Genomic DNA, 26,019 nt, shown 5'->3' on the forward strand with positions numbered 1-26,019 from the left:
GTGTTCTAACCAGAAATAAAAAATACCACGGAAAAATCCGTGGTATTTCGAATGTGCTTATTTTATACTTGAGGCTCATCTGAGTAGACTTTCTTTTCCTTATAAGTCTTGATAGTGCCTTTCTTCTTAAGCTCTTTATTTTTCCATACATACCACAGCTGTGCTGCGATGAAAATGGAGGAATACGTACCGGCAATAAGGCCGACCAGGAGAGCGAAAGAGAAATTCCAGATCGATGCACTGCCGAAGATCAACAGAGCCACGACTGTGATGACAACAGTCAGGATTGTATTGACTGAACGGCCGAGCGTCTGGCGTAGAGCAGTATTTACAACATCCGCAATGTCTTGTGGTGTTTTCAAACGTTTCTTCTTCTCCATATTCTCGCGCATCCTGTCAAAAGTAACAATCGTATCATTGATTGAATAACCAACAATTGTCAGGACGGCAGCTATGAAGGTAATATCCACTTCAAGCCTCGTGAGACTGAATAGAACAATGATAAAGAAGGCATCATGGAGCAATGCGATAATAGCAGCAAGTGCCATGTAAATCTCAAATCGGACCGTTACGTAGATAATGATCCCTACGGAAGCAATTGCAATTGCAATCATTGCATTTTTCGCCAATTCTTTACCGATTGTTGGTGAAACAGTTCCTACATTGGGCTCGGCTCCGAATTCTTCTTTAAAGTGGGATTTAAGCTCAGAAATCTCATCCTTGGATAAAACCCCCTTAAACCTAGCAACCCCTATTTCATTGTTTTCTCCGGAAATGACAATATCATCTGTTTCCAGGTCGACTTCCGCCAGTTTATCCTTCAATTGTTCGGCTGTTAGCTTATTATCAGACAGCACTTCCACCCTTGTTCCACTTGCGAAATCAATTCCAAGGTTTAGGCGGAATGCGAGGACTGCAATCAAGCCCAGTCCGATCAATACGGCTGATGCCGTAAAGAATTTGTTGCGGGTCTTAATGAAATCGAAACGATCGAATCTAGTTTTTAAATCAAGTGAATCCAAGCCTTCAGAAATATCATGGACTTCGCTAGGCTTCACGCCGAACAAGCTTGGCTTGTTTTTGAATAATCCGCTGTTCACTAGTAAACCAAGGAACAAGCGTGCACCAAAGACTGCGGTGATGAAGCTTGCCAGGATACTGATGATCAGCATGGTCGCAAAGCCTTTTACAGAGCTTGTACCATATGCGAATAAAACAATAGCCGCTAGCAATGTCGTGATGTTGGCATCAAAGATTGTAGACAATGAGCCTTTACTTCCCGCGTCAAATGCCGCTTTAATATTGCGGCCAACCTTCAATTCTTCTTTAATCCGCTCATACGTGATGATATTGGCATCTACCGCCATACCGACACCGAGAATCAATGCTGCAATACCAGGCAATGTCAGGACACCATTCATCCAGTCAAAGACTAGCAGGATGAGGTAAACGTAAATTGATAACGTAATAACGGCAACAATACCAGGGATACGGTATAAAGCCAGCATGAAGACGAAAACTGCAAGAATACCGATGATTCCAGCGAAAATCGTTTCATTTAGAGCCTGTTCACCGAACTTCGCTCCTACAGAAGTAGAGTAAGTTTCTTCTAGATTAACCGGCAGTGATCCGGCGTTAAGCAGTGAAGCAAGCTGCTGGGCTTCTTCGATTGTAAAATTACCAGTGATTTCAACATTCTTTTGGTTCAGGATCTTATCAACATTCGGATTGGAAAGGAACTTAGGATCAGGCTTCATCCTTTCTTCCTTATAGGAATCTTTTCCTTCTTCGAAATCAAGCCAGATGATCAGCTGGTTCTCAGGGGCCATATCACGGATTTCCTTCGTGATTTCACCGAATTGGTCCCCATCTTTTAACGTAATCGAGATACTTGGCTTGTTCTGCTGGTCAAAGCTTTGCTTTGCACCATTTTCCTCCAAGTCACCGCCATCCATCATGACGCGGTCGTTCACGTCACGGAAGGTAAGGTTCGCTTCAGTAGAAAGGATTTCACGCGCTTTATTCTGGTCTTTTACACCAGCTAGCTGCACACGAATCCGGTTATCCCCTTCAATCTGGATATTCGGTTCACTGACTCCAAGGACGTTGACCCTTCGCTCAAGCGCCTCAGCTGTACTTGTTAACGTCTCCCGGTCGATTTCCTGCCCCTTCTCCAGTGGCGTCACTTCATAAAGAACCTCAAAACCACCCTGCAGATCAAGGCCGAGCTTGATATCTTTCAATATATTCTGGGTTGTTGCACCCATGGCGCTTCCGATTAAAATAACCAGCAAAAAGAAGGCCACGATGCGGCTGCGTTTTACCATTATGTATAAATCCTCCTTATTCTTCGCACAAACATGCTGCCAGACAAATTAAACAATAAGACTAAAAAATAGAAAGTAGCCAATTTATAGCATTCTAATTATGTAACAGTTTAAAAAAACTGTCAATTAAGCTTTTTCCGTTCCTACACAGGGAATAATCTCTCATTTTAGACATTTCACAGGTGCCCCCTGCCCAAAATGTCTATTAACAACCTCTTTTTAGACATTTCTCAGGTGTTCCCTTCTCAAAATGTCTATTAACACCCTTTTTATAGACATTTCTCAGATATCCCCTGCTCAAAATGTCTATTAATCCCCTCTTTTTAGACATTTCTCAGGTATTCCCTACTCAAAATGTCTATTAATCCCCTCTTTTTAGACATTTCTCAGGTATTCCCTACTCAAAATGTCTATTAACACCCTTTTTATTGACATTTCTCAGATATCCCTTGCTCAAAATGTCTATTAATCCCTTCTTTTCACACATTTCGCAAGTGTCCAACACTCAAACTGTCTATAATAGTCCATTTATTAGACATTTCAATAATATCCCTCGCACCAAATGTCCATTAAACTATGGGAGGAAATATCAGCACAATCTCAGGAACAAAAAGCCCATCATTTAAGCAACTCTTTCCGTTCTTCTTCATCATCCATCGTAAAATCACCTAATTTAAATGCTTCAACAGTTGTGAAGTTCATGACATCGCCAATTTTGGCTGATAGAATGTCAGCTACTAATTCGTACATTTGTATTTCATCTTTAGGTTTTTTCCACTTTTTCTTCGTGAGATAATCCCATAATTCTTTTTCTCCAACTTGCTCGTATCCGAATATTTTGAATTCTTCAATTTTACTTACCAGAGCCGGTTTTATCTGTTTGTAAAACCGCCCGTATTGATGATTTGGATTCATCCCCTGGCCTCCTCGTCCAATTTTCTAGTCTTTTAATGTTTTAACCTTGTCATGCTTTGTCCACTTTCTTGCATATAGTTAATTGTATATGAAATAAGCATTTTTGAGAAGGCAGGGAGCGGAATGTCAAAGTTTTTAAAAGGAACATTTATTTTACTTATAGCCGGGCTTGTCACGAGGGTGCTTGGTTTCATAAATCGGATTGTCATCGCCCGTTTCATCGGGGAGGAAGGTGTTGGTCTTTACATGATGGCCTTCCCTACAATGGTGCTTGTCGTGACGATTACTCAGCTGGGACTCCCAGTTGCGATATCAAAGAATGTGGCTGAAGCTGAGGCAAAAGGCGACTTCCGCAAAATCAAGAAAATCCTTGTCGTTTCCCTTGCAACCACTATATCTTTATCGATTATCTTTACACCGGCGCTGATTTTCCTTGCTCCGTACTTATCCGAGACATTGTTCACGGATCCAAGGACGCAGTGGCCGCTACTTGCTATCGCTCCAATTGTTCCGATCGTAGCAATCTCATCTGTTCTGCGCGGATACTTCCAGGGAAGGCAGAATATGCGACCTTCTGCGATATCACAGGTGATCGAGCAGCTTGTCCGGATTACCTTGATTGCTGTATTGACAAAAGCCTTCATGCCGTATGGTATAGAATATGCTGCAGCAGGCGCCATGATTGCGTCTGTAATTGGAGAGCTCATTTCATTAATCTACTTGATGACAACCTTTAAGCTCAGGAAAAGTTTCCGCCTTCGGAAAAATTTCTTTCAATTTGTCAATTCCGGCAAATCCACTTTTAATGACCTAATGAAAATTGCGCTGCCTACTACTGGATCAAGATTGATTGGCTCAGTTTCATGGTTTTTTGAACCAATCGTGGTGGCGCACAGTCTGGCGATCGCCGGTGTGGCCGCCGTGGCTGCCACCAAACAATATGGCGCATTGACTGGTTTCGCGATGCCATTGCTTTTGTTACCATCATTCATCACGTATTCGCTGTCCACCTCACTTGTACCGGCAATCAGTGAAGCGAACTCCCAAAAGAAAATGAAGGTGATCGAACATCTTTTGCAGCAATCTTTGCGTTTTTCTCTTTTGACAGGCGGCCTGGCGATTGTCGTTTTATATGTACTGGCTGAACCGCTAATGACATTGATGTACGGCACATCAAACGGTTCCCAATTCATCAAGCTGATGGCGCCATTCTTCTTGTTCTACTATTTCCAGGGGCCGCTGCAGGCAGCGTTGCAGGCTCTTGATTTGGCGAGAGCTGCGATGATCAACAGCTTGATCGGAAATCTGGCCAAGACGGCTGTCATCTTCCTGCTGGCAAGCCAGCCTGCTTTTGGTATCAATGGCGTAGCCCTCGGTATGGTCATGGGAATCGTGCTCATCACCCTCCTCCATTTCGCTACCATGCTTAAGGCTGTTTCTTTCACCTTTTATGTAAAAGATTATATAAAAGTGTTGGCAGTTATCATTCTTTCAGGTTTACTAGGCTTCATGCTCTGGGATTGGCTGGATCAAAATCTTTCATTGGCAGTAAGGATTCTTATTAATGCAGGGACTGTAAGCATCCTATACATTTCCCTTTCAGTAGCACTTGGTTTGATCAGGAGAAATGAGCTTTCTAAATTGAAATCTGTATTAATATCATTTTTAAAGAAGTAAATAAAAAAACGTGGACATTGTCTCCACGTTTTTATTTGTCCTTTAAATCAATATAGAATTTTCCATTTTGGTAGCTGCAAAAAGAAATCTCTCCTGGATCTTTATAACCCTGTTTACTCAGCTGCTCCAGCAGCCAGGAACTCGATTTATCAATCATTCCGAGATTATCTTCCTGGACCTCGCCATCGATGATTAACGGAAGTGCGAGGCTGCTGCTGTCCTGCTGCCCTTCCTGTTCTCCCTGATTCTTTTGAAAAATGGATAAGGTCCCTGATGGCTCCAAAATGGCATACTCTACATCGGCAATATCGCCTACATCCTTTTCTCGCAATTGAAGAAGCAGATCGTCAAAATTATATCTTTGCGACCGCATTGCTTTCTCATCGATTTTTCCATCATTGATGATGATTGTCGGCTTCCCGTCGACGATATCCCTGAACTTTTTGCTTTTAAGAGACAACATCGCCAATGTGATCTGGATGATGACAAGCACACTAATTGGAAGAAGAGTGTTAACTAATGGGTCTTTTGTGTTTTCAATGGCCAGGGAAGCCATTTCGGCAATCATGATGTAGACAACCAAATCCAGGATGCTTAATTCACCGATTTCTCTTTTTCCCATTAAGCGGAAAATCAACAAAATCAATAAATAAAGGAGAACAGTCCTAAAAAGGATGATGAAATAATGTTCCAACTTTCCCCCGCCCTTCACACAGCATTCCTCTTTAGTCTTTAACTTACAACTAAAAAAATACTTATCCTTTCGGATTTTTTTAACGGATTTCTTGAATAAAAACTGATTCTATTTGTCCTTTTCTGTGAATATGCTTGTACTAGGCAATTCTCGTTTAGAGGGATTAGATCAGAGAGGAGAGGGGTTAATGGAATCCAAAAGTTTAGGAAGGGCCGTGCTGTACGGGGTGATCGCCATATTTCTTCTGGCAATCGTGAGCAGTTTGATATTTTCTCTTCTTTTAAAGTTCACTTCCGTCCAGGAATCTTCACTTCAGTACGTCATGACATCCATTTCTTTTTTATCCATTTTCATCGGCGGCTTTATCACTGGCGGGAATGGAAAAGAAAAAGGCTGGATGATTGGAGGAGCTACAGGCCTGGTATATTCTTTAATTATTTTCCTGTTCCAATACCTGGGTTATGACAGCCTGTTTTCAGTTGAACAAATCATCTATCATATCTGCTATATTCTTACAGCAATGATGGGCGGCATACTTGGTGTAAACATCGTAGGCGGGCCATCGAAGGCATAAAAAAGAAGCGAACCGGGTTCGCTTCTTTTTTTGGTAGTAAAATTGCTAGTACATTTTACACTTCGATAAATGTCCAGCTCCAGCGCCTAGCCCCTCGAGTCGTTTCAGTCCGCCCAATGAAGTCAAAGAACGACTTCACCGGTCGGCCTTCCAACGCTTGTCGGGGCTGACCAAGGCGCTTCCACTTTTCGTGTTATACCCCTGCTGCTGATTCCCTGACGTCGCGGATTGCCGCGCGGTCATATGTAAGACGGCTTCCGTCTCCACATTTGATGACAACAGTTCCTTCATCAAGTGCATCGACAATTCCATGCAGACCGCCGATCGTTACTACCTTGTCACCTTTTTGAAGGTCACTTTGCATTTGCTGAACCGCTTTCTGCCTCTTTTGCTGAGGGCGGATCAACAAGAAATAGAATAGTACAAACATCAGCAATAGCGGGAATACTGTACCTACTAATCCTTCCATTCATTTCCCCTCCTTTCATGTAATGGGCTGTTGACGCCATGCGAGAACAGCCTTATTGAAGAGCAGTTTATTTAGAAGTTTTTGGCGTTCGGCTTATTGAAACCGTATTGCTCAAAAAACTCATCCCTAAAGTCCCCCAGACGGTCTTCACGGATCGCCTGTCTGACCTGCTCCATTAAGTTTATCAGAAAATGTAGATTATGATAAGAAGTAAGTCTGATTCCGAAGGTTTCATCTGTTTTGATCAGGTGGCGGATGTATGCCCTGCTGTAATTTTTGCAAGTATAGCAATCACAGTTTGGATCCAATGGTCCGAAGTCGCGCGCGAATTTCGCGTTTTTGACAACCAGCCTTCCTTCACTCGTCATCAATGTACCATTTCGAGCGATACGTGTAGGCAATACACAGTCGAACATATCGATTCCGCGAATGGCCCCATCGATCAAGGAATCCGGAGAACCTACTCCCATCAAATAGCGCGGCTTATCGGATGGCAGCCATGGAGTGGTGAAATCAAGAACCCTGTTCATGACATCCTTCGGTTCGCCGACTGACAGTCCGCCAACTGCATAACCCGGGAAGTCCATTGAAACAAGGTCTTTGGCGCTCTGCTTTCGCAGTTCTTCATATTCTCCGCCCTGTACAATCCCGAATAACCCCTGGTCCTGCGGACGCTGATGGGCTGTCAGACAACGCTCTGCCCAGCGTGAAGTCCGCTCTACAGATTTCTTCATGTAATCATATTCAGCAGGGTATGGAGGACATTCATCGAATGCCATCATGATATCTGAACCTAGAGCGTTCTGGATTTCCATTGCCTTTTCCGGTGACAGGAAAAGCTTGTCCCCATTTAAATGGTTGCGGAAATGGACGCCTTCTTCTTCGATCTTTCTGAACTCGCTCAAGGAAAATACCTGGAAACCGCCTGAATCGGTAAGGATGGCACGGTCCCAGTTCATGAATTTATGCAGGCCGCCTGCTTCCTTGACGATCTCATGTCCCGGCCTAAGCCACAGATGATAGGTATTGCTCAGGATAATCCCTGCACCCATCTGGACCAGTTCCTCAGGGGACATCGTTTTGACTGTTGCCAGTGTACCAACGGGCATGAAGACTGGAGTTTCAAAAGAACCGTGCGGTGTATGGACACGCCCAAGCCTTGCTCCTGTCTGCTTACAGGTTTTAATTAATTCATAACGGATTGCTGACAATGTTTAAGCTCCTTCCAGAAGTCCAATTTCAATTAAGTGTTTATTTTACAAAGATAGAACTATAAAATCAGCATCGCATCGCCAAAGCTGAAAAAGCGATACCGTTCTTCTACTGCTTTATTATAGGCACTAAGGACATTTTCCCGTCCAGCCAAAGCACTTACAAGCATGATCAATGTCGACTTTGGCAAGTGGAAATTCGTAATCATGCCGTCGATTGCCTTAAATTCATAGCCAGGATAAATGAAGATATTCGTCCATCCATTTTCAGCGACAAATTTACCATCATTGGCAGTTGCAATCGTCTCCAGGGTCCGTGTCGAAGTCGTTCCAACCGTGATGATCCGGCCTCCTTGTTCGCGGACTGTATTCAACAGCAATGCCGTTCCTTCAGTCACCTGGTAAAATTCAGAATGCATATCATGTTCCTCAATGGAATCCACACTGACAGGCCTGAATGTTCCCAGCCCGACATGAAGGGTAATGAAGGCGATATGGACGCCCATTTCCTTGAGTTCTTCCAGCAATTCCTCGGTAAAATGCAAGCCTGCAGTTGGAGCTGCGGCCGAGCCTCTTTCTCTCGCGAACACAGTCTGGTATCTGTCCTTATCCTCCAGCTGCTCCTTAATATAAGGAGGAAGAGGCATCTCACCCAGCTGTTCAAGCACTTCATAAAAAATGCCGCTATATGAAAACTTAAGATTCCTGCCGCCGTGTTCTGCTTCCCCGGTGCATTCCGCGGTCAATAGGCCGTCGCCAAAGATAATTTTCGTGCCTTCCTTTACTCTCTTTGCGGGTTTCACAAGTGTTTCCCACTCATCTCCCTCAAGCTGCTTCAGAAGAAGGACTTCAATTTTGGCACCCGTGTCCTCTTTCATGCCAAAAAGCCTTGCCGGAAGAACTTTCGTGTCATTCAGCACGAGGCAATCACCCGGTTTAAGATAGCTTTTGATATTCTTGAAAATATCATGTTCTAAATGGCCCGATTCTTTATTTAAGACCATCAGCCTGCTTTCCGCTCTCTGTTCAAGCGGAGTCTGGGCAATCAGTTCCTCAGGTAAATGGAAATCAAACAAATCTACTTTCATGTTGTCACCCTTACTAAGTTTCTATTTATTTGTTCATGGACCAATCATCTGAATCGGCCCATAAAGTAAAAGATTGCAGATAAGATGATGCTGGCAAGAATTGACGTTACAATGGGGAAGTAAAAGGTTGTATTGCCTTTTTTAATGACGATGTCTCCTGGCAGTCTTCCCAAATTGACAAACTGCATGATGAACCCAATGACGAAAATCACTGCACCGGCGATCATCACGAACTTAGCTGCACCTGTCATCGTTCAGGCACCTTCATTTCAAAATGTCGGTATACGGCCTCCGTTACAATTCTTCCCCTAGGAGTCCTCTGCAAAAACCCGATCTGCAATAAATATGGTTCATATACATCTTCAATTGTCTGCGATTCCTCTCCGATGGTTGCGGAGATCGTCTCTAACCCGACGGGACCGCCGCGGTATTTTTCAATGATGCCTTTCAGCAGTTTATGGTCTATATGGTCAAGACCCAGGGTGTCTACCTGCATCAACTCTAAAGCTTCCTGGGCAAGAGTTTCCTCTACTGCTCCATTTCCGCGCACCTGGGCAAAGTCGCGCACTCTCTTCAAGAGGCGGTTTGCAATCCTCGGTGTACCTCGAGACCTTCTCGCAAGCTCCTGTGCGGCTGGCCAGTCAATGTCGGTTTCCAAAAGCTCAGCTGTCCTGACGACAATATCAGTAAGCTGTTTCTCATTATAGTATTCCAAACGGCTAAGAACTCCAAACCTGTCCCTTAAAGGAGCTGACAACGAACCGGCACGAGTCGTCGCACCGACAAGTGTGAACGGAGGGAGGTCCAGCCTGACAGATCTGGCACTTGGCCCTTTGCCGATGACGATATCCAGGCAGAAGTCTTCCATGGCAGGATAGAGTACTTCCTCAATCGTTCTTGGGAGCCTGTGAATTTCATCTATGAACAGAACATCCCCCGGTTCCAGGGCCGTCAGGATGGCTGCCAGGTCACCAGGCCTCTCAATGGCTGGTCCTGAGGTGGTCCTGAGGTTAACGCCCATTTCATTGGCGATGATGGCCGCCAGTGTCGTCTTGCCCAGACCAGGCGGTCCGTAGAGCAACACATGATCCAGCGTTTCCCGCCTCATTTTGGCCGCTTCAATGAACACTTCAAGATTTGCTTTCACTTTATCCTGGCCGATATATTGCCTGAGTGTCTGCGGACGCAGGCTCTGCTCAAATGAAACATCCTGGTCGCCCGCTTCACTGGAGATGATTCGTTCTTCCATCAGTTTCTCACCTTTCTAATAAGCTGAGTGACCGCACCTAATCGTACCAGTCAATTTTACCTCAGCATTATCTTAATAGCTTCTGTAATGCTTTCTTGATATATTGGTCTGTCGTCAATGTTTCTTTCTTCAAATCAGGAGTGATTTTGCGTATCTCTTTTTCAGAGTAACCAAGTGCCTTCAGTGCCAACACCGCCTCATCAAACTCAGTCGACTGGCTTATGGTTGCTGCTACCTCGTCCGTATTGAACAGATTAGGGAAATAATCTGGAACAAGATCATGCAGTTTACCCTTCAAATCAAGGATCATTTGTCTCGCGGTCTTCTTGCCTACCCCAGGGAATTTGACAAGGAACGTTTCATCTTCATTTTCGATTGCCTGGACCACTTGACCGGGTTCTCCTGACGCCAGTATGGCCAATGCCCCTTTCGGACCGATTCCCGAAACATTCAATAGCCTTGTGAAAAGTGCCTTTTCCTCTCGATTCTTAAATCCATAAAGAGCCATGAGGTCTTCCCGGACATAATGATATGTATAAATACAAACCTCTTTCCCTGCTTCTTTTGTAAATACAAATGGGTTTGGTGTCATGATCTGGTATCCAATCCCGCTGTTTTCAATCACTATATATTCAGGACCGACGAAATCGACGGTACCTTTTATGAATTCATACAATACTCTCGCCCCTCTGCTTTGCTGTAACTCATTTTAACATACTCCTTTTAAAGGTATGAATAAAAATATGCAAAAAGGCGAACGTATGATCATTTTTTATGGAAGCTGGCCTTTCTAAAAACCTGATGAAATACAAATAAGAGCCAGTCAGCCCGGCTCTTCACTGTTTTCAATCACTGTATATGGTTTAAAAGTCTCCAATACCTCTTCATAGCACTGTTTATTGCGGATTGGAATGCCTTTCTTCAATTGATCTCTTTTTATACTTTCAAGTCTGCCAAGATCAATCTGGAAGAACGATTGGATAATATTCGAACCTTGCGGCCTACCATTAAAAATTGTAAGGACCCCTTCATCCGATAACCCGAAATAACCATTTGCCTTCAATAGCGGTGAGATATCATCATATTCCTGCCTGAACACCGCCTTATTGGCTTCCATATCCACTAGCTGCCATTCGTCATATTTGGCCCAGAAGTCTTCCATGGACCAAATAGTTTCCACAATCCGTTCCTCACTCATTTCACCATCAAGATAGACTCTTTGCAGAATGAGGGTGACTTTTAGAGGTTTGCTTTCATCGACTGCTTCTTCAGGCTTCTCAGCAAAAACCGGCTCTGTCTGAAGTACTAAACTGTATCCCGATAGACTGATTAGGAGAATAACAGCTGAGCTTAATACTTTTAATAATTTAGTTGAAGCCATTGCTGTCCACCTCTCTTATTTGCTAAAATTTGTTCTTTTTCACTAATAGTGTAGCCAAAATGAACTTATTTATCCTTTAAATAAATACATGAAAATAGAAGGCAAGAGGTTACTCTGCCTTCTATCAAGTTTAAGGGTTGATGTTGATGCTTTCCCTTGGATTTCCATTTCTCCGGTCATAATCTATATTCCTTGATCTGCTGAAGGTACCTTCATCCTCAATGATGCGAAGCACCCTGCCTTCAGTATATGGAAGGACAGCCTTTTTGATTTTCTTGTCTGTCTGTTTTTTCTGGGACTTATCCTTATAGGCCACCGCTATTTCTACTTCCCTGCCGAATAAAACAGATCTTACCTTGTCGACATTATCAACCGATTCAGCAGCAATCCCGACTTTGCGGGCCATTTCGTTATCCTGTTCGTTGTTCGAATAGGTGCGTGCTTTGCCGCTGCCTTTATGCTCGCTTAAATGTCCATGGTAATTCAAATCACCGCGACTGTATTTATTGTCTCTCTGGAAAAAGTTATGGTCATGGTCTGAACGCGGGACAGTTGGATTCGGAGGGTTGCCGTTTTCATCTCTGGATTGGAGCATCGACCGTTTCCGAGTGTCTGCGACTAGACCCTCTTTACCGAAATTGTGGTCAAAAATTTCCGTAATCGCACCTTCCCGGTCATCCATCACATCAATTTCATTTCCTTTTTCATTCGAGTAATAGCCAAGTGGCTGCCCACGGTCGGCATTCCTGTCCTGTACAGCGGCATCATCATTCCCATTACAGGCCGCAAGCCCGATCGTAAGCAGGGAAGCTATAGGTAAGAACAACATTCTCCTGTCCAATCAAAAAACCCCCATCCTAGCTATAATGAGCACTTTAACATGCTCATTATTAGAGTGCGGATGGGGCTGGATTTTCATTCTGACAGATACGTCCAAAACCTAAAAACCAAGTCTGGATTTCACATCTTCTTGAAACTGTTTCCTTTGCTGAAATTGGCTGACAGTCATTTCCACGATTGGTGCCAGTCTATACGGATTTGAATGATCTCGATCTCTCACTAAGCGGTTCCACTCCCTTAAAATATCAGCAGGGTATAGAAGCCCAAAGAGGAAAGCATCAGTATCCAGCCATTTGTTCAAATGATTTATTTTTTCCAGTGATTCAAAACGCCAATCCAAAAAGGGCAGAATCCGATTAGCATACTGCAGCATATCAAATGCCCTTGATCCAGAGCTGATCAAATCAAAATCAATTAAGTTCAACTTTCCATCGTTCGAACGCAGAAAATTGTGATGGGCCACATCCCCATGGAGGATGGCTGGAGGCTCTGTTTCGAGCTTTTTCTTTGAATTCGAGAAATTCCTCAAGGAAAAATCTGCCCACTTCAGCAGCTCTTCGGTAAAGGCTTTATTTACATAGCCATTTACTACAGGGAGGTTTTCTGTGAATTCATTCATGCGATGATGCCATTTTCTTGGTAAATCAGTTTTCGGCAGCATGCTTGCATATGAAGGAAGAAGAACCGTGGTATGGTCATGGAATCTATTCAGCAGTTCAATGCCTTCATCCCTGTCTGAAGGCATTCCATAATCGAAACGCTTCTCATGATGCTCAATAAATTCTATACACCCATAGTATGATCCATCGAAATGAAGAGGATCTCTATCTTGATAATAAAATCGGTAAGATTGATCAAAACCAGATTTTCTTAAAGAAGAAGCGAATGCTTCTTGAATCTTTAATTTCCGAAGATCTTTATACCCTTTTAAAATAAACCGATGCTTGCCTGTTTCAACGAGATAAACATTTCCTCTTAATTGGGTCATTTCTTTGATTTCAACTTTGAGTTTCCTGGTTAAATAAGAGAAGAGACGATTGAAAAAATAATCGTCTCTCCCTCGGTTGATGTTAATATTCATTGCTCTCTTCATCTTCGAACCGAGGCATCGGCATACCATAACCTCCGCCCATCGGACCTGGTCCATATTGGTTCATGAATCCCTGAGGACCCATGCCCATCTGATACCCGTAGTGCGGATGCGGGTGCATACCTGGCGCACCATAAAACCCCTGATGCATGTGGTGAGGATGGTGCATGCCTGCTCCCATCAAACCATACGGATTGCCCATCTGGCCTCCGCAGCCGCAATCATTGCTTGCGCCTTGGACTGCCTGCTTAGGCATCATTGGAGGCTGCATCATACCTCCGACTTGTGGCATTTTGTTATCCATCATTCCGCCAACCTGCGGGAATTGATTATCCATCATTCCGCCGACCTGCGGCATTTGATTATCCATCATCCCTCCGACTTGCGGCATTTGATTATCCATCATTCCGCCCACTTGCGGCATCATTGGCATCTGGCCCTGCATCATTCCGCCAACTTGCGGCATCATCTGCATCTGGTCCTGCATGATTCCGCCCACTTGCGGCATCATTGGCATCTGGCCCTGCATCATTCCGCCAACCTGCGGCATCATTGGCATTTGCCCTTGCATCATTCCGCCAACCTGTGGCATCATTGGCATCTGATTTTCCATCATTCCGCCAACCTGCGGCATCATCTGCATCTGATCCTGCATCATTCCGCCAACCTGCGGCATCATCTGCATCTGATCCTGCATCATTCCGCCGACTTGTGGCATCATTGGCATCTGGCCCTGCATCATCCCGCCAACATGCGGCATCTGAGGCATTGGCATTTCCGAAGATTCTTCATCCATCATACCTCCGACCTGAGGCATTTGCTGATTATTCATCATACCTCCGACTTGTGGCATTTGCTGATTATCCATCATACCACCGACCTGAGGCATTTGATTATCCATCATTCCGCCAACTTGCGGCTGCATTGGCATCTGGTCCTCCATCGCACCTGCTACTTGTGGCATGTATGGCATTTGTTGCGGGTATCCCTGCCCATACGGCGGGCAGTAGCCTGATCCAGGCATTACCGGCGAAATCGGCATACCATGGAAGACAGGACCGGTCATTTGTGGAGAAGCATGATGAGGCATATTTTCCATAGCCGGGCTCAACGGCATTTGCATGTTCGCAAAGGATGAAGATTCCATATCTTCTGCCGGCAGTGCCATATTCGGCATCATGCCTGGATACTGTGAAGCTCCCTGTACCTGAGGATAAGGCATTTGATGGGCTCCTGGATAACCATAAGCCGGACCTGACATGGAAGGCGCCCCTGGATAACAGTTATAAGGGTAAGGGATCATCGGCTGCTGGTAACCTCCTTGAATGAATGGCATCATGGATGGCGATTCATCCATAAAATCATTCTTTTCAATTTTTATCTCTGGTTTAATTTCCTGTTTCACCTTTGGTTTAATCTCAGTTTTCGGCAGCTGTGGTTTTACCTCTGGCTTCATTTCTGGCTTGACCTGCTGCTTTACAGGAGCTTTGACTTCTGGCTTTACCTCTGGTTTGACTTCCGGGAATATATTGTCTGGTTTAGGCGGTAGCTTGGGTTGTGCTTTTGGCAGGGGCTTCGGCTGTGGTTTCGGCTGCGGCGGCATCTGCATATTGGCCATATTCATCATATAGTAATTATTGATGTCAATCTCAGGCTTAATTTGCACTGGCATTTTCGGTTTATATGGTTTAACCGGCTCTTCCTTTGGAACAGGTTTAGGCATTTCCTTTTTCGGCTGTTCCTTAACTGGAGCCTCTTTCGGAACTTCTTTTTTCACTTCTGGCATTGGCATTGGTTTCTCTTTGGCAATCGGCATTTCCTTTTTGCCACCCATATTGATTTTTGCTTGAGGCGTTCCACCTGCGATTGGAGCTTCTTTTTTTACTGTTCCTCCAGCAGTTGGAACTTTTATTTTCATACCGGGCATAATCATATCAGGGTTGCTGAGCTGCGCGTTCATCTTTTTCAGCTCTTCAAAGTTCACGCCGTACTTCTTGGCGATCTTCCAAAGAGTATCCCCTTTCTGTACGATATGGATTTTCACTCTGATTCCCTCCTATGGCATAAGTCCATATATTCTATGTTGGTGTGGGCAAATTGCTAACAATCTTCAAAAAAACTTATGCTTCTATGTAAATAATTATGTTTTTCTGCGGGAGATTAAGCTTTTCCCATAAAAAAAATCCTCCCCGTCCAGGGAAGGATTCAAAATTATGACTGCTCAAGCATGCGATTCAGGGCAAGATTCGCGTTTAATGCTGTTTTTTCATCCACTTTTATAAGATTAATTTCCTCCCCCTGAAAAACTGAATCGAGACTCCAGGCAAGATGCTGCAAGTCGATCCTGTTCATTGTCAGGCATGGACACATATGAGGGTTCAACGAAATGATCTTTTTATCAGGATGCTGTGAAATCAGGCGGTTTACCAAATTCATTTCTGTCCCTACTGCCCAGGAGGAACCTGCAGGAGAAGCTTCGATGTTTTCAATAATATAATTTGTAGAGCCAGCCATATCAGATAGACCAACAACCTCGCGTGTGCATTCAGGATGGACAATGATTTTCATGTCCGGGTAAGCATTCCTCACCTGCGCTATATTCTCTACGGTAAAATTCTCATGGACCGAACAGTGCCCTTTCCAAAGAATTACCTTCACTTTTTCAAGCGGGCCATCGTACTCTAGAATATTTTCAATCGGATTATAAACGGCCATTTCGTCAAGGCCGATCCCAATGTTAAAAGCTGTATTTCGCCCTAAATGCTGATCCGGAAGGAAAAGCAGGCGTTCCTTTTTTGAAAAAGCCCATCTCACCATCTTCTCGGCATTGGAGGAAGTCACAGTCGCACCGCCATTCGCTCCGACAAAGGATTTAATCGCTGCAGTCGAGTTCACGTACGTCAACGGCAAAATGGTGTCACCAAACAACACCTGAAGGAACTCCCATGCTCTTTCCGTCTGGTATATATCCGCCATATCCGCCATTGAACAGCCAGCTCTCATATCCGGCAAATAGACCTTCTGGCTTTCAGTTGTTAAAATATCCGCTGTCTCCGCCATGAAGTGGACTCCGCAGAAAACGATATGTTCAGCCTCCCTGTTATCCGCAGAAAGCTGGGCGAGCTTCAAAGAATCACCAGTCGCATCAGCAAATTGTATCACTTCATCTTTTTGATAATGATGGCCTGGTATGAACAGTTTCTTGCCCATTTTTGCCTTGATGTCCCTGATCATGCTCTCGAGCTCCTCATGGGACATATTCCTGTATTTTTCAGGAAGCATCTTTGCCTTAGCTTCGAGCGTCTCCAATATATTCATATTGTACATCCCCTTTCATATCTGCCATCACTTTTGCGCTTATATCCAAAGATTTTACGGAATGGGTAAGGAACCCAAGCGAAATATAGTCAACACCACAATCACTATAGCTATGGAGGTTATCGAGGGTGATGCCTCCAGATGCCTCTGTCAAAATTCCTGCCGGCACATTATTGATCCAATCCTTGATCTGTTCAGGATGTCTGTTGTCGAACATGATGCAGTCAACCTTTGCTTCAATCGCTTCGAGAAGCTGGTCCTTTGTTTCAATCTCTACCTCAACCTTCACCATATGCCCAAGATTGGATCTTACTGCATCTACTGCATGACTGATCGAGCCTGCGAATGAGATGTGATTGTCCTTGATCATCACGGCGTCATACAGCCCATAACGATGATTGTATCCGCCTCCGCAACGAACTGCATATTTCTCAAGCATCCTGAGGCCCGGAGTCGTTTTACGTGTATCACAGATTCTTGTTTTCGTGCTGTTCAGTACGGAGACAGCTTCATTGGTTTTCGTCGCGATCCCGCTCATCCGCTGTACAAGATTTAGGACGACCCTTTCCGCTTTCAGCAGGTCTGAAACCCTGCCGGTGATTATGGCTAGTTCTTGGCCTTTGGCGACTTTCTCTCCATCTTTTACTTTCAGGATGATTTGGCTGTTTTCATCAAGCAGCCTGAATCCTGTTTGGATGATTTGTTCCCCGCAGAAAATCCCTTCATCCTTGGCGATGAACACCATGCTTCCTTTGTTTTCTTTTCCGAATATCAGTTCACTGGTGACATCACGTTCACCTATATCTTCAATAAAGAATTGTTCAAGTAGCAAGCGCAGTTTGATTGTATTCATGCTTACCATCCTTTACTTTTTTTCGTTGATGAATGATTTGTTTTTTCATCCAATTGGCGTTATCCTCAAGCGGGAAATCTTTTCGGTAGTGCCCGCCCCTGCTTTCCGTCCTTTCCAAAGCAGATTGTGTGATCAAAGTAGCGGTAATGTACATGAATAGAGTGTTTAATTGTGATGGCTGCATGTGGTCCAGCTCGGCCACAAGCCATTCTTCGATGTTGAACTGGGCAAGCCACTCACTCTGTTTCACCAGCAAATCTTTTGACCGTACAATCCCCGTTCGGTCCATCATTGTCTGTTTTAGCATGGCGATGTCAGGAAGTTCACTGCTGAATAATGTGTGACTACGGTTACCTGTAAAACTTTCAGCGGGACGATTATAGAACACCAATTCTTGCTCTTTCGCTGCAGGATGCCTGTTGATCCACTCCGCAAGGTTTCCGCCAACAAACATCCCCTCCAATAAGGAATTGCTCGCCAGTCTATTTGCACCGTGAATACCTGTACATGCCGCTTCTCCAATTGCATACAATCCTGGAATACTGGTCCTGCCCTGCAAGTCCGTCTTGATTCCGCCCATGATAAAATGGCTCCCAGGGACGACAGGTATCAGTCCTTTTTCAATATCAATCCCATGCTGTGTGCACAGGCTGCTGATCGTCGGGAACCTGCGACTGAAATCCTGGAGGTTGGTAATATCTAAAAAGATTTGTATTCCTCTTCGCAAATAGTCATAAATCGTCTGGGAAACGATATGCCGAGGTGCCAGGTCCTTCAATGGATGTACTCCATCCATGATCCGTTTTCCCTCTGCAGTCACAAGCGCGGCCCCCTCACCTCTTACGGCTTCCGAAATAAGGCCTTTCGTCTTTCCATCTACATAAAGGAGTGTAGGGTGAAATTGGATAAACTCCATATCGGCCAGCTCCGCACCTGCTCTATAGGCCAGCGCCATTCCATCCCCGGTTGCCGTCTCGGCATTCGAGGTGAGGGAGAAAATCTGACCGCAGCCGCCAGTGGCGAGGACAACATGAGGTGCCAAATAAACTTCATTGGTCCCATCCGCCAGCTTTGCCTTTACTCCGATACAGCGCGTTTCCTCACTGTTTAAAATCAGTTCATAAACTAATGTGGTTTGTCCTATTGAAACCTTCGCACCCAGATCCGTCAGCAAAAAGTCGACCATATGCTTACCAGTCGCATCCCCGCCGCTGTGGACAATCCGCTTTTCACTATGAGCGCCTTCCATTCCCAGAAGCAATTTCCCATTTCCATCTTCATCAAAGCGACAGCCTGATTGCCATAATCCTTTTATCAATTCCGGCGCTTTTTTGGTCATTTCAAATACAGCTTCTACGTTATTATGGTGAGCCCCAGCCTCCATTGTGTCGAGATAATGGAAGTACGGATCATCACTCGGAGAAACCGCCGCCGCAACCCCGCCCTGTGCCAGGTAAGAATTGCCCGCTGTCATTTCATCCTTTGTGAGAATTATCACATTTAATTCCTTCGATAATTTATTGGCCAATTGCAGTGCGGCAATCCCGCTGCCAACAATGATGACATCTGATTGATTCATATAATGATAGCCTCCTGGTTTAACAGGTGTCTTGACATCTATATTTACACAGTTTTACACTGTTGACAAGAACTTTTATTTTTACATTGAAGTTAGCAAGAATAGCATGAAGCTCAAAATGTGACCCAATCGAAGAAGATAGCTAGTTTTCGGGTAGATGTTAGTTCACTTTTTACCGAAACCCATTCGAATGCCTGTGTTCGGGCACATGTTGCCTCAACTTTTTACCGAGATCCGTTCTTACAGCTGTTTTCGGGCAGATGTTACCCAAAATTGTGACCGAGAATCTAATGAAATCAGCCTCACGGGGATAGGCATCCCGTAATAATAATGGACTGGAGCGAAACTATGAAATATTTCGATTATGCGGCAACTTGCCCTCTTGACCTGGACGCGGCCAATATTTTCATCGAAGCGTCGACAAAGTACTTTGGCAATAGCCAGAGCATACATGATGCTGGCAGTGCAGCTGCCAATCTCCTCGAGAGCTGCAGGCAGGAATTTTCGCGCCTGCTTGATGTCAAAGACGCGGGGATATATTTTACAAGCGGAGGTTCTGAAGCGAATTACCTCGGCATTATGGCGCTGCTCTCTGCAAAAAAGAAACAAGGTAATCACATTATTACCGGGGCATCTGAACATTCTTCTGTTTACAATCTGATGAAAAAGCTTGAAAAAGAGGGATGGGAAATTACTTACCTGCCATTGAACAAAGACGGCATAATAGAGTTTTCCAGTTTTACAGAAGCTGCCCGACCGGATACTGTGCTTGTTTCAATCCACCACGGCAACCCGGAAATCGGGACTATTCAGCCGGTAAAAAAAATTGCTGACTTCTGCAGGTCGAAAGATATCCTGATTCACACTGATTGCGTGCAGACCTTCGGAAAAATCCCGACGGCTCCACTGGCACACACAGTAGATGCCCTCTCCATTTCCGGCCATAAATTTTATGGGCCAAAAGGAACCGGAGTGGCATATGTCAATCCGAAGCTTGTCCTGAGGCCATACATTGAAGGAACTGTGCATGAAAAGGGCTTCAGGCCAGGCACGGTGAACGTCCCGGGAATCGCTGCCATGACAGCTGCAGCGCAAAAAGCGCATTCTATCATGGCAGCTGAGGCAGAAAGAATTAGTAAGCTCAGGACTGCTTTCATTGAATCCTTTATAGATGTCAAAGACTCATTCGAGATTTTCGGCACAAAGGGTGACGAACAGCTTCCAGGAATCCTCGGAATGGGGATTAAAGGCATCGAGGGGCAATTTGTTTTGCTTGAATGCAACTCCAAAGGATTTGCGATTTCTACTGGTAGTGCTTGTCATACGGGGATGCTGACACCAGCGAAGACGATGTCTGCGATGGGAATCACAGGAAAAGAGGCAAAGGAATTTTTCAGGATTTCATTCGGGAGGGATACCACTCATCAAGATGCAGTCGACCTTGGGAAAATGCTTGCCGCCATCACTAAACAGGTCCCGGCCGTTTAACTTCCAGCTGATTTTATGGTAAAATTCTCGAATGAAGAAGTCGAAGGAGAGATCGGAATGAAGGAACCTACGAAAATTCTCGGAGACGAACGCCGGGCCTATATCCTTAAACGTCTGCAGGAAAGCAGTGAGCCTATCACTGGAGGCGAGCTTGCGACCATTACGAATGTAAGCAGACAGGTCATTGTTGGCGATATCACCTTGCTTAAAGCTAAAAACGAACCAATCATTGCGACCAGCCAGGGATATTTATATATGAATACCTCTCGTCCTTCAGTTGCGGAAAGGATCATTGCCGTTTCCCACGGCCCTGAAAGGACAGAAGAAGAACTCCTGCTTCTTGTCGATCACGGTGTCACAGTTAAGGACGTTAAAATCGAGCATCCTGTTTATGGGGATCTAACTGCATCCATCATGGTCTCAAACCGGAACGAAGTAAAACAATTCATGGAAAAAATCAGGGCAACAAATGCCGCATATTTATCAGAGTTGACCGGCGGAATCCACCTGCACACAATCACCGCTCCGACGGAAAAAGCTCTGGATGAAGCAGAAGAAACGCTAAGAAAAGAAAAATTATTGATTGACCTGGAATAAAATGCAAAAAGATCCATCACATATGCGATGGATCTTTTTTATACCTTATGGCTTGAATAGCTTCCGAGCAGCTTCACTGTGCAGCCTAATGCTTCCAGTTCTGCAATCGCACCCGGAATCAATACATCATCCATTTTTAAATTGATATCGATAATGAAAAAGTATTTTCCTAAGCCAGTCTTCATCGGGCGTGATTCGATTTTTGACAGATTGAGCTTGCGCCAAGAGAATGCTGATAACACTTGATGCAGCGCACCAGCCCGATCTGATGGCAATGTAATCATCAGACTTGTCTTGGACTCTTGAGTTGAAGACATAGGAAACTCATGACCTTCCTTTGCCAGCACAGCGAAGACGGTATGGTTATAGCTGTAATCATGGATATTTTGCGTTACCGCCACTAACCCGTACTCCTCTGCAGCGAGGCTATTTGCGATGGCGGCGATGTTTCGTTCTGGATGTTTTTTTATATATTTTGCCGCCGCGGCTGTAGAGGACATATTTTCTAGAGGGATTCCTTTGAATTCTTTATGTAAAAATTTATGGCACTGTGCAAGCGCGTGTGGATGACTGAAAATTTGTTCAGCTCCCCTCCACTTTTCCATATTGTCCGGATGAACCAGCAAATGCTGCCTGATCGGCACAACCGCTTCCCCAACAATCTGAAGATCTGTTTCATGGACCAAATAATCGATGGTAAGGTTAACTGAACCCTCGATTGAGTTTTCCAGCGGAACGATGGCGGCGTCAATTTCTCCTGTTGAAGCGGCATCCATGCATTCTGGTATACTCACAAATGGAATTCTCTTAGCCTCTTTAAACAATTGCCGGGCAGCATAATCTGTAAATGTCGCTTCCGGCCCAAGATATCCAATATTCATGTCAATCCCCCCTGCTGCTGCACTCAGCTTTAAGCACCTGATCCGAGCACTTCTACTTTTTCTACAAATTCCAGTCTTTTCAGTCTCGCGAGCAATTCGTCCATTTCGACACTCATTTCGGTGACATTCAGGCTCAGAGTTACATTCGCCCTGCTTTGCAAAGGAATGGTCTGATGGATGGTCAGAACGTTGCAGCCTGCTGCCGCAACGGTGCTCAGCAGTTCAGAAAGCGTACCAGACCGATCTTCAAGCTGAAAAAACAGCGTAATGATCCGTTCCTTCACAACCGTATGGAACGGAAACACGGTATCTCGGTATTTGTAAAATGCACTTCGGCTCAAATCGACGCGTTGAACTGCATCCCAGACTGACTCTGCCTTACCGCGCTCGATCATTTCCTTTGCTTCGAGTGTCTTCTTCATCGCTTCAGGCAGGACATCTTCACGAACAAGGTAAAACTTCCGATCTTGATTTTGCTTCATCTCCACCACCCCATCAGATTGCAAGCTTCTATATTTTGCTGCTGGATCTTAATTAATCGGCGAAAACAGCCATTTTTTATAAAGGAAAGCCGATTAACCTGTTTCTGGCTAATCGACCTTCCAAATCCTTTAAGGCTATTCCACGAATTCAAATTCATATTCAAGCAGCTTGACTGTATCTCCATCTTTCGCGCCTCTTTCACGGAGTGCATCGTCAATGCCCATGCCGCGCATCTGGCGGGCAAACCTTTGGACAGATTCATCCCTTGAAAAATCAGTCATCTTGAACAGTCTTTCGATGCTATCACCAGAAATGACGAATGTTCCATCCGACTCACGGGTAATCTGGAATTCCTGTTCTGCTTTTTCATGCTTGTACATTACGCGGTTTTCGTCTTTTTCCAATACCTCTTCATCAATGAGGGGGAACTCCGGCGTCTTTTCGATCAGATCAGCAACCGCGAATAATAATTCACGCAGACCTTCTCTCGTCACAGCCGAAATTGGGAAAACAGGATGTTCATCCCCGACTTTTTCCTGGAACACTTTCAGGTTTTCTTCCGCATCTGGCATGTCCATTTTATTGGCGACGATGACTTGAGGTCTTTCCGTCAGCCTCAAATTGTATTCCTTCAATTCATTATTGATTGTCAGATAATCCTCGTAAGGATCACGGCCTTCAGTTGCCGCCATGTCAATTACATGGATGATCACTCGTGTACGTTCGATATGGCGCAGGAACTGATGCCCAAGGCCAACACCTGAATGTGCACCTTCGATAAGTCCAGGCAAGTCTGCAAGAACGAAGCTTCGGCCGTCTTCTGTTTCAACCATTCCCAGGTTCGGTGCAATCGTAGTGAAATGATATTCCGCAATTTTCGGTCTAGCTGCAGAAACAACAGACAATAACGTCGATTTTCCTACGCTAGGAAATCCTACCAGACCTACATCCGCAAGGAGTTTTAACTCCATGACGATTTCTCTTTCCTGTCCTGGTTCCCCTTTTTCGGAAAGCTCTGGTGCAGGGTTAGCTGGTGTAGCAAAGCGTGAGTTACCACGGCCGCCTCGGCCGCCTCTGGCGATAACCGCTTTCTGGCCATGCTCTACCAGGTCAGCAATGATTGCTCCAGTTTCAGCATCGGACACGATTGTCCCTGGTGGAACCTTTACGATCATATCCTTGGAATTTTTTCCATGCTGGTTTTTAGACATTCCATGTTCTCCGCGAGGTGCCTTGAAATGGCGCTGATACCTGAAATCCATCAGCGTGCGTAGTCCTTCTTCCACCTGGAAGACCACATTTGCACCGTTACCGCCATCGCCTCCAGCCGGTCCGCCCTTCGGTACATATTTTTCACGTCGGAACGCGACCATTCCATCGCCGCCGTCCCCGCCTTTTACATAAATTTTAACCTGATCGACAAACATTATGTCATTACCACCTGTCTGAAATTTGTTATCGCTTAATATGTTTCCCTAGAGTGATTCCATAAAAACTTCTATTGTCAATTCCCCATCGACCACGCCATCTGACATCACTTTCAATTTTTCACCGTGCTGCTGGTCGAGGAAGCTTTCTAAGCGATTTTTATCATTTATTATTCCGCTAAAATCAAAAAAGAACCCGATTCCTTTCTCCTGCGGTTCAATTGTGACGGAGAGATGATTTTCCTGATACGGTTCAATCGAAGAATTCAATGTATCAAAAAGCTGCTCTGTCCAGCCAGTCAACAGCTGGTCATCTAATCTGTTGTGGAAGTTCTGGGAGTCCATTACTTCATATTCCAATTGGAAATGATGGTTCCCCCAATTGCAGGTTAACAAGGTAGAGGCAAACTGAGGAAGATTTAAATTAGATAGCTTTGCATCCTGCCTGGCTTCCATGATAATTTCTTCAATGATCTCTTTAGCCCGGTCCACTTTATTCAGCGATAAATTCCCTTTAATTAGTTGAAGCTGATTCATCCAATCATGGCGTGCATGGCGCAAAACCTCGATTGTATCCCACTCTTTTTTCATACACATACTCCTACTCATAAGACTGCTTGGTGTAAGTATAACAAAAAAGCCATTCTGCGTAAGCTAATTATGTATTAAAATTGGTTGGATTGCTTTTTAAAGATCCTATTCATACCCTGAAGCTGCATAGCCATAAATACAAGAAAACCCTAACCGCAGTGGTTAGGGCTTCTCTTTAGCTTACGCTTCTTGAGCTGCTGGATAAACACTTACTTGCTTGCGATCACGGCCAAGACGTTCGAATTTAACGACGCCGTCAACCTTAGCGAATAGAGTGTCATCTCCACCTTTACCCACGTTTACACCTGGGTAGATTTTAGTTCCGCGCTGACGGTAAAGGATAGAACCACCAGTTACGAATTGACCGTCTGCACGCTTAGCGCCTAGACGCTTTGCGATAGAGTCACGTCCGTTCTTAGTTGAACCTACACCCTTCTTAGAAGCGAAGAATTGAAGATCTAATCTTAACATTTGTTCCACCTCCTACTGTTTGAAGGTTAATTTTATGTGCTTTCCGTACTCTTTTTCCATCGATTGCAATGTAATGACCATGCTTTCGAGGAGCAGTTGAATCTTCTCCTGTGTATCCTCCGGCAAATTGTCGGGAATTTCACAGCGGAGAAAACCATCGGCGCCTTGTTCAATGTCCGGGGTGACTCCTGTCAAACCAATGATGGAATTGACAGTTCCGATCGAGATGGTCGAAACACCTGCACAGACAATGTCGCTGCCATGGGCAGCAAACCCAGCGTGGCCGCTAATCGTAAACGATTGGATGCTTCCGGATTTTGTACGATTAATCGTTGCACGAATCATGGCAATCCGCCTTAATTAAGCGTTGATCTTTTCGATAACAACTTTAGTGTAAGGCTGACGATGACCTTGCTTCTTACGATTGTTCTTTTTCGCTTTGTACTTGAAAACGATGATTTTCTTTTGACGGCCGTTCTTTTCAACTTTAGCAGTAACAGTTGCGCCTTCAACTACTGGGCTACCAACTTTAACGTTATCGCCACCTACAAAAAGAACCTTGTCAAAAGTTACAGTTTCGCCTTCAGCAGCGTTTAGCTTTTCAATGTAGATTGCTTGTCCTTCTTCTACCTTTACTTGCTTGCCGCCAGTTTCGATAATTGCGTACATTCCAGTGCACCTCCTCATTAGACTCAGACTCGCCAACCGCAGGCGTTTGCGTATTTGCAAAGCTTAGATACCTGAAGTGTGCGGTTGTAGCACGGGTGCTACAAACAATAACATTAAAATACTATCATATGCTCAGCGAAAGTGTCA

At 44.7% G+C, this 26,019-nt stretch carries 27 protein-coding genes and 1 other annotated feature; of the genes, 4 read left to right on the forward strand and 23 right to left on the reverse strand.

Annotation, left to right across the window (positions count from 1 at the left end; all coding sequences use genetic code 11):
• Positions 1–62: 62 nt before the first annotated feature.
• Positions 63–2,327, reverse strand: coding sequence for a protein translocase subunit SecDF (secDF, locus tag RH061_RS16875; protein WP_311071905.1), 2,265 nt, complete (start codon positions 2,325–2,327; stop codon positions 63–65).
• A 618-nt stretch (positions 2,328–2,945) separates the two neighbouring features.
• Positions 2,946–3,242, reverse strand: coding sequence for a post-transcriptional regulator (locus tag RH061_RS16880; protein WP_311071907.1), 297 nt, complete (start codon positions 3,240–3,242; stop codon positions 2,946–2,948).
• 123 nt (positions 3,243–3,365) lie between these two features.
• Here RH061_RS16880 and spoVB point away from each other — a divergent pair, with 123 nt between their 5' ends.
• Positions 3,366–4,919 carry a stage V sporulation protein B gene (gene spoVB, locus RH061_RS16885; RefSeq protein ID WP_311071909.1) on the forward strand — a complete coding sequence of 518 codons (1,554 nt, stop codon included), beginning with the start codon at positions 3,366–3,368 and terminating at the stop codon, positions 4,917–4,919.
• Between the two features lie 31 nt (positions 4,920–4,950).
• Here the strand turns inward: spoVB and RH061_RS16890 are convergent, their stop codons facing one another.
• On the reverse strand, positions 4,951–5,613 hold the full coding sequence (locus RH061_RS16890) for a DUF421 domain-containing protein (protein WP_311071911.1): 663 nt from the start codon (positions 5,611–5,613) through the stop codon (positions 4,951–4,953).
• 187 nt (positions 5,614–5,800) lie between these two features.
• Here RH061_RS16890 and RH061_RS16895 point away from each other — a divergent pair, with 187 nt between their 5' ends.
• Complete coding sequence (locus RH061_RS16895; RefSeq protein ID WP_167832839.1) at positions 5,801–6,187, forward strand: TIGR04086 family membrane protein; 387 nt, start codon at positions 5,801–5,803, stop codon at positions 6,185–6,187.
• 193 nt (positions 6,188–6,380) lie between these two features.
• On the opposite strand, the gene yajC is transcribed toward RH061_RS16895, so the two are convergent.
• From yajC to nadB, 13 genes are all read right to left on the reverse strand, one after another.
• Positions 6,381–6,656 (reverse strand): preprotein translocase subunit YajC, encoded by a 276-nt coding sequence (gene yajC / locus RH061_RS16900; protein ID WP_311071912.1) that lies wholly within the window; start codon positions 6,654–6,656, stop codon positions 6,381–6,383.
• A 71-nt stretch (positions 6,657–6,727) separates the two neighbouring features.
• Positions 6,728–7,867 (reverse strand): tRNA guanosine(34) transglycosylase Tgt, encoded by a 1,140-nt coding sequence (gene tgt / locus RH061_RS16905; protein ID WP_311071914.1) that lies wholly within the window; start codon positions 7,865–7,867, stop codon positions 6,728–6,730.
• A gap of 59 nt (positions 7,868–7,926) precedes the next feature.
• Positions 7,927–8,955: a tRNA preQ1(34) S-adenosylmethionine ribosyltransferase-isomerase QueA gene (queA, locus tag RH061_RS16910; protein ID WP_311071916.1), complete on the reverse strand. Its 1,029-nt coding sequence runs from the start codon at positions 8,953–8,955 to the stop codon at positions 7,927–7,929.
• Between the two features lie 44 nt (positions 8,956–8,999).
• Positions 9,000–9,206, reverse strand: coding sequence for a DUF2905 domain-containing protein (locus tag RH061_RS16915; protein ID WP_167832836.1), 207 nt, complete (start codon positions 9,204–9,206; stop codon positions 9,000–9,002).
• A complete protein-coding gene (ruvB, locus tag RH061_RS16920; RefSeq protein ID WP_311071917.1) occupies positions 9,203–10,204 on the reverse strand; it encodes a Holliday junction branch migration DNA helicase RuvB in 1,002 nt (333 codons plus the stop codon). The genes RH061_RS16915 and ruvB overlap by 4 nt, the downstream gene beginning before the upstream one ends.
• Positions 10,205–10,271: 67 nt before the next feature.
• The gene (ruvA, locus tag RH061_RS16925) at positions 10,272–10,880 is read right to left on the reverse strand and encodes a Holliday junction branch migration protein RuvA (RefSeq protein WP_311071918.1); all 609 of its coding nucleotides are present in this window, start codon (positions 10,878–10,880) and stop codon (positions 10,272–10,274) included.
• 147 nt (positions 10,881–11,027) lie between these two features.
• Entirely contained in the window at positions 11,028–11,585 is a 558-nt protein-coding gene (locus RH061_RS16930) for a BofC C-terminal domain-containing protein (RefSeq protein WP_311071919.1), read from the reverse strand.
• 130 nt (positions 11,586–11,715) lie between these two features.
• Positions 11,716–12,426 carry a YhcN/YlaJ family sporulation lipoprotein gene (locus RH061_RS16935; RefSeq protein WP_311071920.1) on the reverse strand — a complete coding sequence of 237 codons (711 nt, stop codon included), beginning with the start codon at positions 12,424–12,426 and terminating at the stop codon, positions 11,716–11,718.
• A 99-nt stretch (positions 12,427–12,525) separates the two neighbouring features.
• Positions 12,526–13,506: a phosphotransferase gene (locus RH061_RS16940; RefSeq protein ID WP_311071921.1), complete on the reverse strand. Its 981-nt coding sequence runs from the start codon at positions 13,504–13,506 to the stop codon at positions 12,526–12,528.
• Positions 13,496–15,559 carry a SafA/ExsA family spore coat assembly protein gene (gene safA / locus RH061_RS16945; protein WP_311071923.1) on the reverse strand — a complete coding sequence of 688 codons (2,064 nt, stop codon included), beginning with the start codon at positions 15,557–15,559 and terminating at the stop codon, positions 13,496–13,498. Before safA ends, RH061_RS16940 begins: the two co-directional genes overlap by 11 nt.
• Positions 15,560–15,726: 167 nt before the next feature.
• The gene (gene nadA / locus RH061_RS16950; protein WP_311071925.1) at positions 15,727–16,833 is read right to left on the reverse strand and encodes a quinolinate synthase NadA; all 1,107 of its coding nucleotides are present in this window, start codon (positions 16,831–16,833) and stop codon (positions 15,727–15,729) included.
• Entirely contained in the window at positions 16,805–17,686 is an 882-nt protein-coding gene (gene nadC, locus RH061_RS16955; RefSeq protein ID WP_311071927.1) for a carboxylating nicotinate-nucleotide diphosphorylase, read from the reverse strand. The genes nadA and nadC overlap by 29 nt, the downstream gene beginning before the upstream one ends.
• Positions 17,655–19,265 (reverse strand): L-aspartate oxidase, encoded by a 1,611-nt coding sequence (gene nadB, locus RH061_RS16960; RefSeq protein ID WP_311071928.1) that lies wholly within the window; start codon positions 19,263–19,265, stop codon positions 17,655–17,657. The genes nadC and nadB overlap by 32 nt, the downstream gene beginning before the upstream one ends.
• A 348-nt stretch (positions 19,266–19,613) precedes the next feature.
• On the opposite strand from nadB, the gene RH061_RS16965 reads away from it, so the two are divergent.
• A complete protein-coding gene (locus RH061_RS16965; protein WP_311071929.1) occupies positions 19,614–20,753 on the forward strand; it encodes an IscS subfamily cysteine desulfurase in 1,140 nt (379 codons plus the stop codon).
• Positions 20,754–20,810: 57 nt separating this feature from the next.
• On the forward strand, positions 20,811–21,350 hold the full coding sequence (locus RH061_RS16970; protein ID WP_311071930.1) for a transcription repressor NadR: 540 nt from the start codon (positions 20,811–20,813) through the stop codon (positions 21,348–21,350).
• Positions 21,351–21,388: 38 nt separating this feature from the next.
• On the opposite strand, the gene pheA is transcribed toward RH061_RS16970, so the two are convergent.
• The 7 genes from pheA to rplU form a co-directional block, all read right to left on the reverse strand.
• A complete protein-coding gene (gene pheA / locus RH061_RS16975; protein WP_311071932.1) occupies positions 21,389–22,231 on the reverse strand; it encodes a prephenate dehydratase in 843 nt (280 codons plus the stop codon).
• Positions 22,232–22,260: 29 nt separating this feature from the next.
• Positions 22,261–22,713, reverse strand: coding sequence for an ACT domain-containing protein (locus RH061_RS16980; protein WP_167832824.1), 453 nt, complete (start codon positions 22,711–22,713; stop codon positions 22,261–22,263).
• Between the two features lie 135 nt (positions 22,714–22,848).
• Entirely contained in the window at positions 22,849–24,141 is a 1,293-nt protein-coding gene (gene obgE, locus RH061_RS16985; RefSeq protein ID WP_311071935.1) for a GTPase ObgE, read from the reverse strand.
• 48 nt (positions 24,142–24,189) lie between these two features.
• Entirely contained in the window at positions 24,190–24,732 is a 543-nt protein-coding gene (locus tag RH061_RS16990) for a Spo0B C-terminal domain-containing protein (protein WP_311071936.1), read from the reverse strand.
• A 180-nt stretch (positions 24,733–24,912) separates the two neighbouring features.
• On the reverse strand, positions 24,913–25,203 hold the full coding sequence (gene rpmA / locus RH061_RS16995) for a 50S ribosomal protein L27 (protein ID WP_079509900.1): 291 nt from the start codon (positions 25,201–25,203) through the stop codon (positions 24,913–24,915).
• A gap of 12 nt (positions 25,204–25,215) precedes the next feature.
• Positions 25,216–25,548 carry a ribosomal-processing cysteine protease Prp gene (locus tag RH061_RS17000; protein WP_214906371.1) on the reverse strand — a complete coding sequence of 111 codons (333 nt, stop codon included), beginning with the start codon at positions 25,546–25,548 and terminating at the stop codon, positions 25,216–25,218.
• A 15-nt stretch (positions 25,549–25,563) separates the two neighbouring features.
• Positions 25,564–25,872 (reverse strand): 50S ribosomal protein L21, encoded by a 309-nt coding sequence (gene rplU, locus RH061_RS17005; protein ID WP_023627147.1) that lies wholly within the window; start codon positions 25,870–25,872, stop codon positions 25,564–25,566.
• A gap of 15 nt (positions 25,873–25,887) precedes the next feature.
• Positions 25,888–25,968: a sequence feature (ribosomal protein L21 leader region), on the reverse strand.
• Positions 25,969–26,019: the final 51 nt, after the last annotated feature.

Origin of the sequence: Mesobacillus jeotgali (genome assembly GCF_031759225.1) — a bacterium.
In the GTDB taxonomy this organism is placed as follows: Bacteria; Bacillota; Bacilli; order Bacillales; family Cytobacillaceae; genus Mesobacillus; species Mesobacillus jeotgali_B.